Below are 15,122 nucleotides of genomic sequence, written 5' to 3' on the forward strand. Positions count from 1 at the left end.
ACAAAAACTTGGAGGTGCGATATGGAACCATATGAAAGTTTAGCAAATGCGATTATAGTACAGGCAGTCAAGGACTACCGGGAAGCCTTACAGCGTTTGGACCGCCACCCGGAGAAAAATGATTACAAAGCTGAGGTTAAATCTCTTGAGCGCTTCTTTTGTTCCAGCTGGTATCAGATACTAACTGATCTTGACGGTAACCTCTTAATGCGCAAGGTACGAGAAAAACTGGAGGTGGCTTGCCTATGACTGCTAAAGAATATCTGTCCCAAGCCTATCGTTTGGACCAGCGTATCAACAGCAAGCTGGAACAGGTTGCTTCGTTGAATGATCTGGCAACCAAATGCACGACCACGCTGACGGGGATGCCACGTAATCCCAATCATGGTACATCTATGATGGCAGACGCTATTTGTAAAATCATTGATCTTCAGAACGAGATCAACAGAGATATTGATCGCCTTGTTGATTTAAAGGGTGAAATAATAGGAGTTATAAAAGCGGTAGACAGTTTGGAGTGCCAGACACTCCTGGAGCTGCGATATCTATGCTTTAAATCGTGGGAACAAATTGCAGTGGACCTGGGTTATAATGTACGCCACGTTTATCGACTGCACGATGTTGCCACTTCACTGATTAAACTTCCTGAAACAAGTCAGTGAATGTCACTGTTTGTCAGTGTTGTTCGTGTGTTACTATTACAATAGAGAAATAGAATTCCAAAGGCCATCGTGGAGAGATCTGCGGTGGCTTTTGTTGCGCCCTGAAAGTGAGGTGAATCAATGCCCTACAAACCTAAACGTCCCTGTGCTTACCCCGGCTGCGGTCGGCTTGCTGTACGCGAGCAATACTGTGCCGAGCATCAAAAAGCAATGGATAAACAATACAACCAGTACGAACGTGATCCCGCTTCCAACAAGCGATATGGTCGTGCTTGGAAGCGTATCCGTGACCGCTACATCAAGTCGCATCCTCTCTGCGAGGAATGTGAGAAGCAAGGCAAGTTCACTCCTGCCGAAGAGGTACACCACATCCTTCCACTTTCCAAAGGCGGTGGTAACGAGAAGAGCAATCTCATGGCTCTTTGTAAATCCTGCCACTCTAGAATTACTGCAGAGAGCGGTGGCCGGTGGGGGCGGTCAAATCTCTAAAACTTTTTAAAGCGGACAGCGGCGTGGGGCTTCGTGTTAAAAAACGCGGTTTCAAACAAGGGAATAGCCCCACCCCTGCTAAGTGAGGTGAAAATATGGCGAAAGACGGTACAAATCGAGGCGGCGCTCGTGTAGGTGCAGGTGCGAAAAAGAAGCCCTTGACTGATAAAATAGCTGAAGGCAATCCAGGAGGCAGAAAACTGACCGTGATGGAATTTAAGGATACGGCAGACCTAAAAGGACTTGAAATGCCCGAGCCAAATAAAATGCTTGAAGCTATACAAAAAGACGGCAAAGCACTGGTTGCAGGAGAAATCTACAGAAATACATGGCAGTGGCTGAACGAACGTGGATGTGCTGTTCTCGTATCGCCGCAGCTTTTAGAACGCTACGCCATGAGCGTGGCTCGCTGGATTCAATGTGAGGAGGCTGTCACAGAATATGGCTTTTTAGCAAAACACCCGACTACAGGTAATGCCATTCAAAGCCCCTATGTGGCAATGGGCCAGAATTACATGAACCAAACCAATCGGCTGTGGATGGAGATCTTCCAGATTGTTAAAGAAAACTGTACAGGAGAATACAACGGCGCTAGCCCGCAGGACGATGTAATGGAACGTCTGCTCATGGCAAGGCGAGGAAAATAAATCAGATAGGAGGAAAATATGATTACTTATAAAACAGCGGAAAGTGTCTGCATGGGACATCCGGATAAACTCTGTGACCTCATTGCTGACAATATTTTGGATGCTTGTATGCGTAAAGATAAATCTTCCCGCGTGGCCTGCGAGGTCATGGCAACCAAAGGCAAAATTATCGTGGCGGGCGAAATCACCTGCAGCGGTAAAGTGGATATCCGCTTCATCGTAAAAAATGTACTTCGTGAGGTCGGATATAATCCGTGGAAGTTTACAGTATTTGTGTTCGTACACCATCAAAGCTCAGACATTGCGGCAGGTGTAGATAATGCACTTGAAGCAAGAAATGGTATCAATGATCCATACGGTTCTGTGGGCGCTGGTGACCAAGGAACGGTTTACGGTTACGCAACCAATGAAACACGTGAAAATCTGCCCCTTCCACTGGTGCTTTCCCATCGCATCATAAAGCGCATTGACAACTGCCGGAAAGGAAAACTCATTAAGGGTATTCTGCCTGACGGCAAAGCACAGGTTACTGTGGAATATGAGGATGGAAAGCCCAAGCGTGTAAAAACAATTGTAGTTTCAGTCCAGCATGATAAGGGCAAGACTCAGGAAGAATTGAAATCGGATATCTGGAATAATGTACTTTGGCAGTGCTTTGAAGATTTCCCGTTTGATGATGATACTGAAATTCTTATTAACCCCTCCGGAAGATTTGTCGAAGGCGGTCCCGCTGCTGATACAGGTTTAACCGGCAGAAAAATCATGGTTGATACTTATGGCGGCCTTGCATCCCACGGTGGCGGTGCCCTTTGCGGCAAAGACCCAACCAAGGTTGATCGAAGCGGCGCATATATGGCGAGATACATTGCAAAGAACATCGTATGGAGCGGTCTTGCAGAGAAATGTGAGGTCGCTCTTTCTTATGCAATTGGTAAGGCAAACCCTGTGGCAGTCGACGTGACTTCCTTTAGTACTAGCAAACTCACCGATGAGCAGCTTGCCAATATTGTGCAGGATGTGTTTAACCTCCGACCAGCTGCAATCATCGAAAAACTAAGGCTGCGTAATTCCATCTACTCCGATACGGCGGTTTATGGTCATTTCAATTCCTGTCTGTTCCCGTGGGAGGATGTAAACATGTACACAAATTTAAGAAAGGCGGCTGAGAAATATGCAGATAGAAAAACTGAAAACTGAGCTATTGATTCCAGCCGACTACAATCCTCGTAAAGACTTGAAACCCGGTGACCCGGAATACGAAAAGCTGAAACGCTCCATCGAGCAGTTCGGTTATGTAGAACCTGTTATATGGAATAAGACCACATCTCATGTTGTCGGTGGCCACCAGCGTTTGAAGGTGCTGCTTGATATGGGCATCACCGAAGTCGAGTGTGTGGTTATTGAAATGGATGAGGAAAAAGAAAAGGCACTCAACATCGCCCTCAATAAAATCAGTGGTGATTGGGATAAGGATAAGCTGGCTCTCCTCATTGCGGATTTGCAGGGAGCGGACTTTGACGTGTCCCTCACCGGATTTGAGCCTGCCGAACTTGATGCGCTTTTTAAGGATTCGCTCAAGGACGGTATTCATGATGATGACTTCGATGTGGATGCTGAACTGCAAAAGCCTGCACTCACCAAGCAAGGCGATGTTTGGATGCTTGGGCAGCACAGGCTAGTCTGCGGTGATTCTACTAAGGCTGACACTTTCACACTACTGATGGACGGGAAGCTCGCAAATCTTGTTGTAACTGACCCTCCGTACAACGTCAACTATGAAGGTTCGGCGGGTAAGATTAAAAACGACAATATGGGAAATGAAGCATTCTACAATTTTCTGCTTGAGGCGTTTAAGAACACCGAAGTGGCAATGGCGAAGGATGCTTCTATTTATGTGTTCCATGCAGATACTGAAGGTCTGAATTTCAGAAAGGCATTCTCTGAAGCAGGTTTCTATCTTTCCGGTACTTGCATCTGGAAAAAGCAGTCGCTTGTTCTTGGCCGCTCACCTTATCAATGGCAGCATGAGCCTGTTCTTTTCGGTTGGAAGAAATCTGGAAAGCACAACTGGTATGCCGATCGTAAGCAGACCACCATCTGGGAATTTGAGAAGCCGAAGAAGAATGGTGACCATCCCACCATGAAGCCCGTGGCACTGGTAGCATACCCGATCCTCAACTCAAGTCTGACCAACTGCATCGTGCTCGATCCTTTTGGTGGTTCAGGTAGTACGCTCATAGCCTGTGATCAGACGGAGCGTATCTGCTACACCATTGAATTGGATGAAAAGTACTGTGATGTCATTGTAAAAAGGTATATCGAGCAAGCCGGAAACGCAGATGGTGTATTTCTTTTGAGAGATGGTACGGAGTATAGGTATTGTGATCTGCCGGAAGTAAATGCTGAGTAGTAAGCTCCAATCTATACAAAACACCGCCGATTAATCGGAACAGTTTCCCTACAGAAATATGCTCGAAACGACTTGCTATTTACAGCGTTCAGAGTGATATATGTAGTACCGAAAAAGAAAGGCGGTATGAAAAATGCAGATTAATTATAATGTAACAGGCGCAGAACGAAAATCACTGGTAGGCGCAATCAGTCAGGAACTAAATGCTCCGACAAAATACCTCGGTGCACCAACCTTCGCATACGAGGTAGGCGGCTACCATATTGACAAGAACGGGATACTCAGAGGAGATGACAATCCCGGACTGGTTGCTGACCTGCAGGGATTGCACGACTTCAAAGCTATTACAGAAGAATACGACACTCCACTCCCGGAAGCAGAACCCGTACTGGAGGATGTTCAAATTCCATACGAAGCCGCTCTTGGTGGCAGGGTCAGCCCTTACTGCGATTACCAGGAGCCACCTGCATATGGGGAACATGAACAAGGGGATGCACTCAAAACCAACCTTTTGACCATCGAGATGCCAAGATTAACTTTCACCGATATGGCTCTTGAAAACCTCAAGCGATTGGTTGAAAGCAAATCGTCCCTAATCCAAAAAGCTCTCGGTACTGATTGCACCCATATCATTACAGGTGAAGAAACTATCAGCTTCCCTTGGTTTCAAGGAGAGCTTAATTCAAATGAGGTCAAAGCCTACACACATTTTGTTACCGCACTATGCGAGATGGCAAAAACACAGCAAAGAGTCAATGCTACCGAAAAGCAAGTGGAAAATGAGAAGTACGCTTTTCGCTGCTTCCTCATCCGGCTTGGTTTCGTGGGCTCTGAATACAAAACGGAACGCAAAATCCTGTTAAAAAACCTTTCAGGCAATAGTGCCTTTAAGAATGGCGCTCCACCTAAAGCTGAGGAGGTAACGGCTGATGAATAACTTTCCTTCGAAGGATACAGTGGAACGTCTGCGTAAGCAATATCCTTCTGGCACACGAGTAGAGTTGGTACACATGAACGATCCTTATTCTAAGCTAAGGCCCGGCGACCAAGGAACAGTGGACTTCGTAGATGACACTGGCACAATTTTCTGCTCCTGGGATATCGGTTCCTCCCTCGGCGTTGTGTACGGAGAGGATGCGGTACGAAAGCTATAGTGGTATCTGTTTCGCAGAAACACACCCATAAATTGATGTGTTTTATTTCTCGGATTTCGCTTGCTATATAAGCCTTTTAGAGTGATATATGTACATGCGGAAAGCACAAAACATACACATTCAGGAGGAAAGCCACATGTTTACAAGCAGATTCGGGATTGAGATTGAGTTTACAGGCATTACAAGAAACGACGCGGCCAAGCTTGCAGCCGACTTCCTTAACGGAACGGTTACACACACCGGCGATTATTACGATACCAAGAAGGTAACGGCCCCAGACGGACGGGTTTGGAAGTTTATGAGCGACGGCAGCATCTCCTGCCAAAAGAAACAAGGACGCCAGAAGGTAGCTGCCACCCGCGATTATAGCGTAGAGTTGGTAAGCCCCATCCTAACCTACCGCGAGGACATTGGAACATTGCAGGAACTGGTGAGACAGTTTCGTCACGCAGGAGGATTTGCAAACAACTCCTGCGGAATTCACATACACCTTGACGGCTCAGACCACACATCGAGGAGCATTAGGAACTTCGTAAACATCATCGCCAGCAAGAACGACCTTTTTTACAAGGCTTTGCAGATAGCACCTGAACGAATGAGTTACTGCAAAAAGATGGATAGCCTCTTGGTCGAGAAATTAAACCGACGCAAACCGAAAACGATGGAAGCCATCGAGAGCCTTTGGTACGAGGGCTACAGCGAAAGCACCAGCCGACACTACCATTCAAGCCGATACCATTTTCTTAACTTGCACAGCTTTTTCACCGGCAACCATACGGTCGAGCTTCGAGGCTTCAACAGCGAGCTACACGCAGGTAAGATAAGAAGCTACATTGTTCTCGCTCTTGCTCTCAACCACCAGGCACTCACACAGAAATGCGCCTCGGCAAAGAAACCGCAGGCTGAAAATGAAAAGTTCGCAATGCGGACCTACCTCAATCGCATTGGTTTCGTCGGCGAGGAATTCGCAAACTGCCGGGAGCACTTGACCGCCCACCTGGACGGTTCGGCGGCTTGGCGATTTCGGGCAGCCTGAACGGTTGCCCCGCAAAAATAAGGAGGACAAAGACTATGAATAAAACATTCTATCTCGCCTATGGTTCAAATCTCAACCTTGAGCAAATGGCGCATCGCTGCCCCACAGCGAAACCTGTCGGGACGGTGGTTTTGAAGGACTACCAGTTATTGTTTCGAGGCGGACACGGCGGCTCTGTGGCGACCGTGGAACCTTTTAAGGGCAAGACAGTGCCATGCCTGCTGTGGGAGATTACCCCGGCTGACGAAACTGCACTCGACCGGTACGAGGGTTTCCCATTTCTCTACCGAAAGGAAAAAGTCAAAGTCAGACTTGGAAAAAAGAACGTAGAAACTATGGTGTACATCATGAATGAAGGTCGACCGCTCGGTACTCCAAGCTGTTATTACTACAGCGTTATTTTAGAGGGCTACAAGAGTGCGGACTTCGACATCAGCATTCTAAAAGAGGCTGTCGGGGATTCTAAGGAGGACATAAATGGATAAGAAGATAAAGGAGCAGATTCTCGCCATCCGCGCAACAGGTGAAACAAACATGTTCGATGTGCCGAAGGTGCAGGAAATCGCAATGAGAGAGGGATATGATGAGTTGCTGGTTTACCTCGCAGATAACACTGGTGCATATGCCCGTTTCATTCTGACAGGCGAAGATAAATAAACAACTAAACACAGGGAACAGTGCCGAAAATGGCTCTGTTTCTCGTACAGATAGATTTAGAAGGCTTGCTTAATGCAGGTCTATTTTTATGCTCGGAAGGAGGCGGCGGATATACGAAAACTCAAGAAATACACACCAACCCGGTTTAAGTCGGCTGATTCAATCTACGATAAGTCATCCGCCGATTATGCAGTTGCTTTTGTCGAAGCCCTCTCACATACCAAAGGTACGTGGGCTGGAAAGCCTTTTGAACTAATCGATTGGCAGGAGAGGATAATTCGTGATGTATTCGGAACTCTGAAGCCGAACGGCTATCGGCAGTTTAACACAGCTTATGTAGAAATACCTAAGAAGATGGGAAAAAGTGAGCTTGCGGCGGCTGTTGCCCTGTTGCTCACTTGCGGAGATAACGAGGAACGCGCCGAGGTTTACGGCTGTGCTGCTGACCGTAACCAGGCATCCATCGTTTTTAACGTAGCAGCGGATATGGTACGTATGTGCCCAGCTCTGTCCAAGCGAGTGAAAATCCTGGACTCAATGAAGCGGCTCATCTATCAACCGACAGGCAGTATTTATCAGGTGCTTTCAGCTGACGTAGGCAACAAGCACGGCTTTAACACCCATGGTGTGGTGTTTGATGAACTTCATACCCAACCTAACCGAAAGCTGTACGACGTTATGACCAAAGGCAGTGGTGATGCAAGAATGCAGCCACTGTATTTTCTTATAACTACTGCCGGGGACAACCAAAACAGTATCTGCTGGGAGGTACACCAGAAGGCCCTTGATATCATAAACGGCAGAAAAAGTGACCCCACCTTCTATCCTGTTATATATGGGGCCGATCCTGAGGACGACTGGACAGATCCAAAAGTATGGAAGAAGGCGAATCCATCTTTAGGAATCACCGTCAGCATGGATAAAGTCAAAGCAGCGTTTGAATCAGCAAGGCAAAATCCTGCCGAGGAGAACAGCTTCCGGCAGCTCAGGCTTAATCAATGGGTAAAACAGGCTGTACGCTGGATGCCAATGGACAAATGGGATGCCTGCGCTTTTGCAGTTGATCCGGAAGTATTGCGAGGACGCGTTTGCTATGGCGGACTTGACCTCTCAAGTAGTACGGATATAACAGCGTTTGTTCTGGTGTTCCCACCGGAAGATGAAGCGGATAAATACACAGTTCTACCATTCTTCTGGATACCGGAGGATAACATCGATTTGCGGGTACGGCGTGATCACGTAAACTATGATGTGTGGAAAAAGCAAGGATTCCTACAAACCACCGAGGGTAACGTAGTACATTACGGCTTCATTGAATCGTTTATTGAAGTACTCGGAACAAAATATAACATTCGAGAAATCGCCTTTGACCGTTGGGGTGCTGTGCAAATGACGCAGAATCTTGAAAACCTCGGCTTTACGGTTGTTCCATTCGGCCAAGGCTTTAAAGATATGTCTCCACCGACCAAAGAACTGATGAAACTGACCTTGGAACAGAAAATAGCTCACGGAGGTCATCCGGTCCTTCGGTGGATGATGGATAACATATTTGTTCGAACCGACCCTGCCGGAAATATAAAGGCGGATAAGGAAAAGTCGACTGAGAAAATCGACGGCGCGGTAGCAACCATCATGGCACTAGACCGCGCCATCCGATGCGGTAACGGCAGTGGCGGAGAATCGGTGTACAACGAGCGGGGACTGCTTATTTTGTAATGGGAACGATGTGTTTTTCAACCCTTTCAGTCGGAGTGCCTGTTGCGGCATATGAAGTCGCATTTTTAAAGATGTCTTGGTCCGTTGACTGCGGAAGCCGCTTCTTTTTTACGGGCTCAAGCCCCAACGGGGCAAGCGCCACTGATATCATTCTTCCGATTACCTGCTTGACCGTATCGTTTGTGATATCAAGATCGCAATTGGGTGCACAGAAATCAACAATCTGAGATGCGATAGCTACGAGGGCTGGAATGTCGGAAGCTGATAAATCAGCCATTTTTATTCGATTTTCCTCATCCCAGACGATGTTGTTATAAATTTCGCGAGCTGTTTGGCTGTCTTTGACTACTGAGCAGGTAGGGTGTGTTTTAACAAAGCTATCAAAGGTCATATAATTTTCCCCCTTTTTGATTTTAAGACGTAATATAACGTCCTTGTATTTCAAGGATAACAAATTACGTCCTTGGTGTCAATACCCATTTTGATTTTTTAGGAGGTGACGCTTATGGATTTATTAAAAGGACTGTTCCGTTCAAGGGATAAGCCTCAAAACCGTGTGGGCAGCGCGTTTTCATTCTTGTTTGGCGGCACCAGCAGTGGCAAAACAGTAAACGAGCGAACGGCTATGCAGACCACTGCGGTTTATGCCTGCGTAAGAATATTAGCCGAAGCAATCGCTGGACTGCCTTTACATGTATACCGATACCGCTTGGATGGTGGGAAGGAACGCATCGCACAGCACCCACTGTACTATCTTCTTCATAACGAACCTAACCCTGAGATGACTTCATTTGTGTTTCGAGAAACACTGATGAGTCATCTTTTACTTTGGGGCAATGCTTACGCGCAGATTGTTCGAAATGGTCGTGGCCAGGCTGTTGCGCTTTACCCACTGCTACCAAACAAGATGGAAGTCGGCCGAGCTCAAAACGGCGAGCTGGTCTACACCTATTATCGTGATGTTGACGAAAGCGGACTAAAGCCTAAAGGCGGCTATGTCACGCTCCGCAAGGATGAGGTGCTTCACATACCCGGTCTTGGTTTTGATGGACTCATTGGCTATAGCCCCATAGCGATGGCCAAGAACGCCATCGGCATGTCGCTTGCCACCGAGGAATACGGTGCGGCGTTCTTCGCTAACGGTGCAAATCCCGGTGGTGTATTGGAACATCCCGGTGTAATCAAGGATATCCAGCGGGTCAAAGATAGCTGGAACAGTGCCTATCAAGGAAGCGGTAATGCACACAAGGTTGCCGTACTGGAAGAAGGCATGAAGTTTCAGGCCATTGGTATCCCACCGGAGCAGGCGCAATTTCTGGAGACACGGAAATTTCAGATCAACGAAATCGCCCGTATCTTCCGTGTACCGCCACACATGGTGGGTGACCTTGAGAAGTCCAGCTTCTCCAACATCGAGCAACAATCGCTGGAGTTCGTAAAATACACACTCGATCCATGGGTAGTTCGCTGGGAGCAGAGCCTTCAGCAATCGTTAATCCTACCGTCAGAGAAAACGTCGCTGTTTATCAAGTTTAATCTGGATGGATTGCTTCGTGGTGACTACCAGAGCCGTATGAACGGTTATTCAGTCGGAAGGCAAAACGGATGGATGTCTGCCAATGACATCCGCGAGCTCGAGGATATGAACCGCATCCCAGCTGAGGAAGGCGGTGACTTGTATCTTGTGAACGGCAATATGCTCCCGCTTTCACAGGCGGGGAATTTTTATGAAAAGGAGGCTAATGGCCAATGAGAAAATTCTGGAACTGGGTGCGAGATGAAGCCACCGAAGAGCGCACCCTTTATCTCAACGGAGAAATCTCCGACGAGACCTGGTGGGGCGACGAAGTAACACCAAAGTTATTTAAAGATGAATTGATGGCTGGCTCCGGTAATGTCACGGTGTGGATCAACTCGCCCGGCGGTGATGTTTTCGCTGCTGCACAGATTTATAACATGCTAATGGAATATACCGGAAAGGTCACCGTGAAGATCGACGGATTGGCAGCAAGTGCGGCATCAGTTATTGCTATGGCAGGTGGTGATGTATATATGTCGCCCGTTTCTATGCTGATGATCCATAATCCTTCGACCATTGCTATCGGCGACAGTGAGGAAATGCTCCGCGCCAAAGCCCTGCTGGATGAGGTCAAGGAAAGCATCATCAACGCATATGAACTGAAATCCGGGCTATCCCGCGCAAAGCTATCGCATCTCATGGATGCGGAGACTTGGATGAATGCGAACAAAGCCATTGAGCTTGGCTTCGCTGACAAAATACTGTTCACAGAGGATGAAAATCGTACCTCTCTGGATACAGGGCAAGGACTTATATTTTCCCGTGCAGCTGTGTGCAACTCCCTACTTGGGAAAATACCCAAAAAATCAAAACCGAAAACAGGTACCCCGATAGAGTCGCTGGAAAAGCGGCTCTCTTTAATTTCACACTAATTTGAAGGAGGAAATTACAATGAGTAAGATTCTTGAATTGCGCGAAAAGCGCGCTAAGGCATGGGATGCAGCAAAGGCGTTCCTTGATACGAAACGTGGTGGCGATGGGCTACTGTCCGCCGAGGATACCACTACTTACGAGAAGATGGAAAACGACGTCGTCGCATTAGGTAAAGAAATTGAGCGTCTCGAGCGTCAGGCCTCTATCGACTTGGAACTCTCAAAAGCAACCAGCAATCCCATTACAAATGCTCCATCCAAAGGAGCTGAAGAAAAGACCGGTCGTGCATCCGCCGAATACAGGAAAGCGTTCTGGAATGCTATGCGTACTCGTGCAGGAGAAGGACTTGATGTAAACGTAAGAAATGCCCTGCAAATAGGTACAGACACAGAGGGTGGTTATCTCGTACCTGACGAGTTTGAGCGTACGCTGGTGGAGGCCCTCGAGGATGAGAACATCTTCCGTTCACTGGCCAATGTTATCACCACATCTTCCGGTGATAGGAAAATTCCAGTTGTAGCTACCAAAGGTACTGCTTCATGGGTCGATGAAGAAGGCATTATTCCAGAGAGCGATGACAGCTTCGGTCAGGTGTCTATCAGTGCCTATAAACTGGCAACCTTGATCAAAGTCTCCGAGGAGTTGCTGAACGATTCCGTGTTCAACCTCGAAGCCTACATCTCAAAAGAGTTCGCAAGACGTATCGGCAATAAAGAAGAGGAAGCTTTCTTCACCGGTGATGGCTCCGGTAAACCGACTGGCATCCTTGCCGCTACAGGTGGTGCCCAAATCGGTGTAACTACAGCAGGTGCTACAGCAATCACCATGGATGAGGTGCTCGACCTGTTCTACTCACTTAAGGCTCCTTACCGAAACAGGGCTGTATTCGTTATGAACGATGCTACTGTAAAGGCAATACGTAAGCTAAAGGACGGTCAGGGCCAGTACCTTTGGCAGCCTTCACTTCAGGCAGGCACGCCTGATACCATCATGAACCGCCCTCTGTACACCTCTGCATATGTGCCAACTATTGCTGCGACCGCCAAGAGCATCGTGTTTGGCGACTTCAGCTATTACTGGGTAGCCGACCGTCAGGGACGTATGTTCAAGAGATTAAACGAGCTTTATGCAGTCACCGGGCAAGTAGGCTTTGTAGCTACCCAGCGTGTGGACGGTAAGCTGATCCTGCCGGAGGCTATCAAGGTTCTCCAGCAGCACGCATAAGGAGGGCTGACCTATGAGTTATAACTCAAAGAATTATATGGAACAGGGCGGCGAAAAGTGGATCATCGGTGGCACACTGGAAGTCCTGCCGGGAGCCTCGGTAACGGGGCTTCCTGCTGCAGAGAATCAGGTGGATAGCACGGCCACCGATGTTGCTGGTCTGGTCGCGGATTTCAATGCCCTTCTCGCCAAGCTAAAAGCGGCGGGTTTGATGGCGGCAGACGAATAATGACCGGAAGGAGGCGGATGGCATGACAACAGATAATCTTCTCCCCAAAGTAAAAGCGAACCTGATCCTGGCACATGATGCAGACGACGGCCTTCTGCTGCATTACATCAAAGCCGCCGTTTCCTACGCGGAGAGCTACCAACATGTTGCTGAGGGATATTATACTGAAAACACTATGCCGCCCACTACTGAACAGGCAGTAATCATGCTGTCGAGTCATTTCTACGAAAGCAGGGATGGCTCGACGGCTGGTTTCTTTGCCGATAGCGTGCAGGCAGGTCAACAAGTTTGGAACACAGTAAACTTGCTACTCCGCCTTGACCGGGATTGGAAGGTGTAGATTATGAGCTTTGGAAAGATGAACACCTTTATAGATATTATTGAGACAGTAACTATAAAAGACTCGGAGGGCTTCAGCACTGAGATTGACAATATTGTTGCTTCCATCAAAGCATATCGGGAAGGTCGGCACGGCACCGAAATGTGGGCGAACAGAGCCGCATTTTCAGAAGCCACCGACCTTTTCCGTTTCCGATGTATTCCCGGTGTCACCGTTACAACCGCAATGCTTATTGCTTGTGAAGACGGACGGTTTGAAATCACCTCGGTGGAGGATGTCAAAGGTCGTGGAATGTACATTGAAGTACTCGCTAAGGAGGTGAAGCCCAGTGGCTAAAGTAACTATGAAAATGCCGGAGGACTTTCTTCTGAAGGTTTCCCGGTTGAACGATAAAACTGATGAAATCATCCCTCGTGTGCTTAAGGCTGGCGGTGAGGTTGTGATTGATAAGGTAAAGTCTAATCTTAATTCAGCGGTTGGTCGTGACACAAAGTATCCTTCGCGTTCCACCGGAGAGCTTGTAGCAGCATTGGGGGTTTCACCCGCTTTACAGGATAGAGATGGAAACTACAACGTTAAAATCGGCTTTTCCGAACCACGTCGTGATGGAAGCAGCAATGCAAAGATAGCCAATATCATCGAATACGGAAAATCGGGTCAACCGGCAAAACCATTCTTAAAGCCAGCGAAAAGCACCAGTAGAAAGCCGTGCATCGAAGCGATGAAAGCAAAGCTGGATGAGGAGGTAAATAGGATATGAGTCTACTTTCAGATTTGAGCGAAGTCCTGGAACCACTTAATATTCCTATTGAAACTGGTGTGTTCAGTGGTGTGCTACCTGACGAATATCTGGTCTTTATCCCTCTGACGGACATTTTTGAAGTTCACGCGGATAACCGCCCCGGCTTTGATGTGCAGGAAGTGAGGATATCACTTTTCTCAAAAGGTAATTACCAACAGCGGAAAAAGCAGATTACTACGGCTTTGCTGAATGCGGATTTCACCGTGACTGAACGACGGTACATCGGACACGAAGACGATACCGGATATCACCATTACGCCATTGATGTGGCAAAAAACTATGGATTGGAGGAATAACACATGGCAACTATCGGTCTTGACAGACTGTACTATTCAAAGATAACCGAAGATTCTAGCGGTGTAGAGACCTATGCTGTACCTTCGGTGCTTGCTAAAGCTATTACCGCCGAGCTTTCGGTGGAATTAATTGAGGCGATTCTATATGCGGACGATGGTGCTGCAGAAGTTGTAAAAGACTTTAATAGCGGCACGCTCACCCTCGGCGTGGATGACATTGGCCCAACTGTCGCTGCAGATCTAACCGGAGCATCAACCGATGACAACGGTGTGCTGATCTCCGCCAGTGAGAATGTGGGTACACCTGTTGCTGTAGGCTTCAGAGCGCAGAAGGCCAACGGCACATATCGTTATTTTTGGCTTTATCGCGTAAAATTTGGCCTACCCGCAACAAACCTGCAGACAAAGGCGGATTCTATCACCTTCTCTACGCCAACCATCGAAGGAACGGTTATGCGTAGAAACAAATTGGACGGCATGGGCAAACACCCATGGAAAGCGGAGGTCACCGAAGGCGACGCAGGCGTATCTTCTGCAACTATAACCGGTTGGTTCACTGAAGTTTACGAGCCTGTCTACACACCGGAACCGTAGGAGGATTGAACTATGGATAATGAGAGAAGCGCAGCAATCAACATCGGCGGTAAAGACTATGAACTGATTCTGACCACACGTGCGACAAAAGCGATTGCCGGTCGTTATGGCGGGCTTGAAAACCTCGGAGAAAAACTCATGAAATCCGAGAACTTCGAGATGGCCCTGGACGAGATCGTTTGGCTAATCACACTGCTGGCAAACCAGTCAATCTTAATTCGCAACCTTAAAAATAAGAACACGCCAGAGGATTTGCTCACCGAAGAAGAGGTGGAACTTCTCACTTCACCGCTTGACTTAGCGGCATATAAAAATGCAATTACCGAGGCGATGTTCAAAGGTACAAAGCGCAATGTAGAAAGTGAGGAGGAAACTCTAAAAAACGTGGAAGTCGGGTAACGGACGCTGAAGTCT

General features: G+C 47.7%; 23 protein-coding genes. 22 read left to right on the forward strand and 1 reads right to left on the reverse strand.

What is annotated here, in order from left to right; translation table 11 throughout:
- Window positions 1–21 precede the first annotated feature (21 nt).
- The 12 genes from NSA47_RS09345 (at window position 22) to NSA47_RS09400 (ending at window position 8,771) form a co-directional block, all read left to right on the forward strand.
- Window positions 22–249, forward strand: a complete 228-nt coding sequence (locus NSA47_RS09345) for a hypothetical protein (protein WP_257531271.1) — start codon at window positions 22–24, stop codon at window positions 247–249.
- A complete protein-coding gene (locus NSA47_RS09350) occupies window positions 246–662 on the forward strand; it encodes a hypothetical protein (RefSeq protein ID WP_073587013.1) in 417 nt (138 codons plus the stop codon). The genes NSA47_RS09345 and NSA47_RS09350 overlap by 4 nt, the downstream gene beginning before the upstream one ends.
- A gap of 120 nt (window positions 663–782) precedes the next feature.
- A complete protein-coding gene (locus tag NSA47_RS09355; protein ID WP_257531273.1) occupies window positions 783–1,151 on the forward strand; it encodes an HNH endonuclease in 369 nt (122 codons plus the stop codon).
- Between the two features lie 95 nt (window positions 1,152–1,246).
- The gene (locus tag NSA47_RS09360; protein ID WP_257531275.1) at window positions 1,247–1,798 is read left to right on the forward strand and encodes a P27 family phage terminase small subunit; all 552 of its coding nucleotides are present in this window, start codon (window positions 1,247–1,249) and stop codon (window positions 1,796–1,798) included.
- Between the two features lie 18 nt (window positions 1,799–1,816).
- Entirely contained in the window at window positions 1,817–2,995 is a 1,179-nt protein-coding gene (metK, locus tag NSA47_RS09365) for a methionine adenosyltransferase (protein WP_257531277.1), read from the forward strand.
- On the forward strand, window positions 2,970–4,208 hold the full coding sequence (locus NSA47_RS09370) for a site-specific DNA-methyltransferase (RefSeq protein WP_257531279.1): 1,239 nt from the start codon (window positions 2,970–2,972) through the stop codon (window positions 4,206–4,208). The genes metK and NSA47_RS09370 overlap by 26 nt, the downstream gene beginning before the upstream one ends.
- Before the next feature lie 133 nt (window positions 4,209–4,341).
- Entirely contained in the window at window positions 4,342–5,145 is an 804-nt protein-coding gene (locus NSA47_RS09375) for a virulence protein (protein WP_257531281.1), read from the forward strand.
- Complete coding sequence (locus NSA47_RS09380) at window positions 5,138–5,362, forward strand: DUF4314 domain-containing protein (RefSeq protein WP_257531283.1); 225 nt, start codon at window positions 5,138–5,140, stop codon at window positions 5,360–5,362. The genes NSA47_RS09375 and NSA47_RS09380 overlap by 8 nt, the downstream gene beginning before the upstream one ends.
- A gap of 136 nt (window positions 5,363–5,498) precedes the next feature.
- Entirely contained in the window at window positions 5,499–6,398 is a 900-nt protein-coding gene (locus NSA47_RS09385; RefSeq protein WP_257531285.1) for an amidoligase family protein, read from the forward strand.
- Between the two features lie 35 nt (window positions 6,399–6,433).
- Window positions 6,434–6,883 (forward strand): gamma-glutamylcyclotransferase family protein, encoded by a 450-nt coding sequence (locus tag NSA47_RS09390; protein ID WP_257531287.1) that lies wholly within the window; start codon window positions 6,434–6,436, stop codon window positions 6,881–6,883.
- Window positions 6,876–7,055 carry a DUF5049 domain-containing protein gene (locus tag NSA47_RS09395; protein WP_257531289.1) on the forward strand — a complete coding sequence of 60 codons (180 nt, stop codon included), beginning with the start codon at window positions 6,876–6,878 and terminating at the stop codon, window positions 7,053–7,055. Before NSA47_RS09390 ends, NSA47_RS09395 begins: the two co-directional genes overlap by 8 nt.
- Window positions 7,056–7,166: 111 nt before the next feature.
- Window positions 7,167–8,771, forward strand: coding sequence for a terminase large subunit (locus NSA47_RS09400; RefSeq protein WP_444546812.1), 1,605 nt, complete (start codon window positions 7,167–7,169; stop codon window positions 8,769–8,771).
- On the opposite strand, the gene NSA47_RS09405 is transcribed toward NSA47_RS09400, so the two are convergent.
- Window positions 8,761–9,162: a hypothetical protein gene (locus NSA47_RS09405; RefSeq protein ID WP_257531293.1), complete on the reverse strand. Its 402-nt coding sequence runs from the start codon at window positions 9,160–9,162 to the stop codon at window positions 8,761–8,763. The genes NSA47_RS09400 and NSA47_RS09405 overlap by 11 nt on opposite strands.
- Before the next feature lie 114 nt (window positions 9,163–9,276).
- Here NSA47_RS09405 and NSA47_RS09410 point away from each other — a divergent pair, with 114 nt between their 5' ends.
- From NSA47_RS09410 to NSA47_RS09455, 10 genes are read left to right on the forward strand one after another with little or no spacing between them, the layout of a single operon-like run.
- On the forward strand, window positions 9,277–10,524 hold the full coding sequence (locus NSA47_RS09410; protein WP_257531295.1) for a phage portal protein: 1,248 nt from the start codon (window positions 9,277–9,279) through the stop codon (window positions 10,522–10,524).
- Window positions 10,521–11,222: a head maturation protease, ClpP-related gene (locus NSA47_RS09415; RefSeq protein ID WP_257531297.1), complete on the forward strand. Its 702-nt coding sequence runs from the start codon at window positions 10,521–10,523 to the stop codon at window positions 11,220–11,222. The genes NSA47_RS09410 and NSA47_RS09415 overlap by 4 nt, the downstream gene beginning before the upstream one ends.
- Window positions 11,223–11,241: 19 nt before the next feature.
- Window positions 11,242–12,447, forward strand: coding sequence for a phage major capsid protein (locus tag NSA47_RS09420; RefSeq protein ID WP_257531300.1), 1,206 nt, complete (start codon window positions 11,242–11,244; stop codon window positions 12,445–12,447).
- Window positions 12,448–12,460: 13 nt separating this feature from the next.
- Complete coding sequence (locus NSA47_RS09425; RefSeq protein WP_257531302.1) at window positions 12,461–12,676, forward strand: head fiber protein; 216 nt, start codon at window positions 12,461–12,463, stop codon at window positions 12,674–12,676.
- Window positions 12,677–12,698: 22 nt separating this feature from the next.
- Window positions 12,699–13,016 carry a head-tail connector protein gene (locus tag NSA47_RS09430; RefSeq protein WP_257531304.1) on the forward strand — a complete coding sequence of 106 codons (318 nt, stop codon included), beginning with the start codon at window positions 12,699–12,701 and terminating at the stop codon, window positions 13,014–13,016.
- 3 nt (window positions 13,017–13,019) lie between these two features.
- The gene (locus NSA47_RS09435) at window positions 13,020–13,352 is read left to right on the forward strand and encodes a head-tail adaptor protein (protein ID WP_257531306.1); all 333 of its coding nucleotides are present in this window, start codon (window positions 13,020–13,022) and stop codon (window positions 13,350–13,352) included.
- A complete protein-coding gene (locus NSA47_RS09440) occupies window positions 13,345–13,776 on the forward strand; it encodes an HK97 gp10 family phage protein (protein ID WP_257531308.1) in 432 nt (143 codons plus the stop codon). Before NSA47_RS09435 ends, NSA47_RS09440 begins: the two co-directional genes overlap by 8 nt.
- The gene (locus NSA47_RS09445; protein ID WP_257531310.1) at window positions 13,773–14,114 is read left to right on the forward strand and encodes a hypothetical protein; all 342 of its coding nucleotides are present in this window, start codon (window positions 13,773–13,775) and stop codon (window positions 14,112–14,114) included. The genes NSA47_RS09440 and NSA47_RS09445 overlap by 4 nt, the downstream gene beginning before the upstream one ends.
- Window positions 14,115–14,117: 3 nt before the next feature.
- Entirely contained in the window at window positions 14,118–14,708 is a 591-nt protein-coding gene (locus NSA47_RS09450) for a major tail protein (RefSeq protein ID WP_257531312.1), read from the forward strand.
- Window positions 14,709–14,720: 12 nt separating this feature from the next.
- Window positions 14,721–15,107: a hypothetical protein gene (locus NSA47_RS09455; RefSeq protein ID WP_257531314.1), complete on the forward strand. Its 387-nt coding sequence runs from the start codon at window positions 14,721–14,723 to the stop codon at window positions 15,105–15,107.
- Window positions 15,108–15,122: the final 15 nt, after the last annotated feature.

The organism is Irregularibacter muris, assembly GCF_024622505.1.
GTDB classification, from domain to species: Bacteria; Bacillota; Clostridia; order Eubacteriales; family Garciellaceae; genus Irregularibacter; species Irregularibacter muris.

Excerpts from the sequence above, each read along its gene's own strand:
- NSA47_RS09405 (WP_257531293.1), bottom strand. The coding sequence starts at position 9,162 with ATGACCTTTGATAGCTTTGTTAAAACACACCCTACCTGCTCAGTAGTC.
- NSA47_RS09375 (WP_257531281.1), top strand. The coding sequence starts at position 4,342 with ATGCAGATTAATTATAATGTAACAGGCGCAGAACGAAAATCACTGGTA.
- metK (WP_257531277.1), top strand. The coding sequence starts at position 1,817 with ATGATTACTTATAAAACAGCGGAAAGTGTCTGCATGGGACATCCGGAT.
- NSA47_RS09425 (WP_257531302.1), top strand. The coding sequence starts at position 12,461 with ATGAGTTATAACTCAAAGAATTATATGGAACAGGGCGGCGAAAAGTGG.
- NSA47_RS09385 (WP_257531285.1), top strand. The coding sequence starts at position 5,499 with ATGTTTACAAGCAGATTCGGGATTGAGATTGAGTTTACAGGCATTACA.
- NSA47_RS09355 (WP_257531273.1), top strand. The coding sequence starts at position 783 with ATGCCCTACAAACCTAAACGTCCCTGTGCTTACCCCGGCTGCGGTCGG.
- NSA47_RS09430 (WP_257531304.1), top strand. The coding sequence starts at position 12,699 with ATGACAACAGATAATCTTCTCCCCAAAGTAAAAGCGAACCTGATCCTG.
- NSA47_RS09435 (WP_257531306.1), top strand. The coding sequence starts at position 13,020 with ATGAGCTTTGGAAAGATGAACACCTTTATAGATATTATTGAGACAGTA.
- NSA47_RS09380 (WP_257531283.1), top strand. The coding sequence starts at position 5,138 with ATGAATAACTTTCCTTCGAAGGATACAGTGGAACGTCTGCGTAAGCAA.
- NSA47_RS09445 (WP_257531310.1), top strand. The coding sequence starts at position 13,773 with ATGAGTCTACTTTCAGATTTGAGCGAAGTCCTGGAACCACTTAATATT.
- NSA47_RS09415 (WP_257531297.1), top strand. The coding sequence starts at position 10,521 with ATGAGAAAATTCTGGAACTGGGTGCGAGATGAAGCCACCGAAGAGCGC.
- NSA47_RS09370 (WP_257531279.1), top strand. The coding sequence starts at position 2,970 with ATGCAGATAGAAAAACTGAAAACTGAGCTATTGATTCCAGCCGACTAC.
- NSA47_RS09360 (WP_257531275.1), top strand. The coding sequence starts at position 1,247 with ATGGCGAAAGACGGTACAAATCGAGGCGGCGCTCGTGTAGGTGCAGGT.
- NSA47_RS09390 (WP_257531287.1), top strand. The coding sequence starts at position 6,434 with ATGAATAAAACATTCTATCTCGCCTATGGTTCAAATCTCAACCTTGAG.
- NSA47_RS09450 (WP_257531312.1), top strand. The coding sequence starts at position 14,118 with ATGGCAACTATCGGTCTTGACAGACTGTACTATTCAAAGATAACCGAA.
- NSA47_RS09455 (WP_257531314.1), top strand. The coding sequence starts at position 14,721 with ATGGATAATGAGAGAAGCGCAGCAATCAACATCGGCGGTAAAGACTAT.
- NSA47_RS09345 (WP_257531271.1), top strand. The coding sequence starts at position 22 with ATGGAACCATATGAAAGTTTAGCAAATGCGATTATAGTACAGGCAGTC.
- NSA47_RS09350 (WP_073587013.1), top strand. The coding sequence starts at position 246 with ATGACTGCTAAAGAATATCTGTCCCAAGCCTATCGTTTGGACCAGCGT.
- NSA47_RS09410 (WP_257531295.1), top strand. The coding sequence starts at position 9,277 with ATGGATTTATTAAAAGGACTGTTCCGTTCAAGGGATAAGCCTCAAAAC.
- NSA47_RS09395 (WP_257531289.1), top strand. The coding sequence starts at position 6,876 with ATGGATAAGAAGATAAAGGAGCAGATTCTCGCCATCCGCGCAACAGGT.
- NSA47_RS09420 (WP_257531300.1), top strand. The coding sequence starts at position 11,242 with ATGAGTAAGATTCTTGAATTGCGCGAAAAGCGCGCTAAGGCATGGGAT.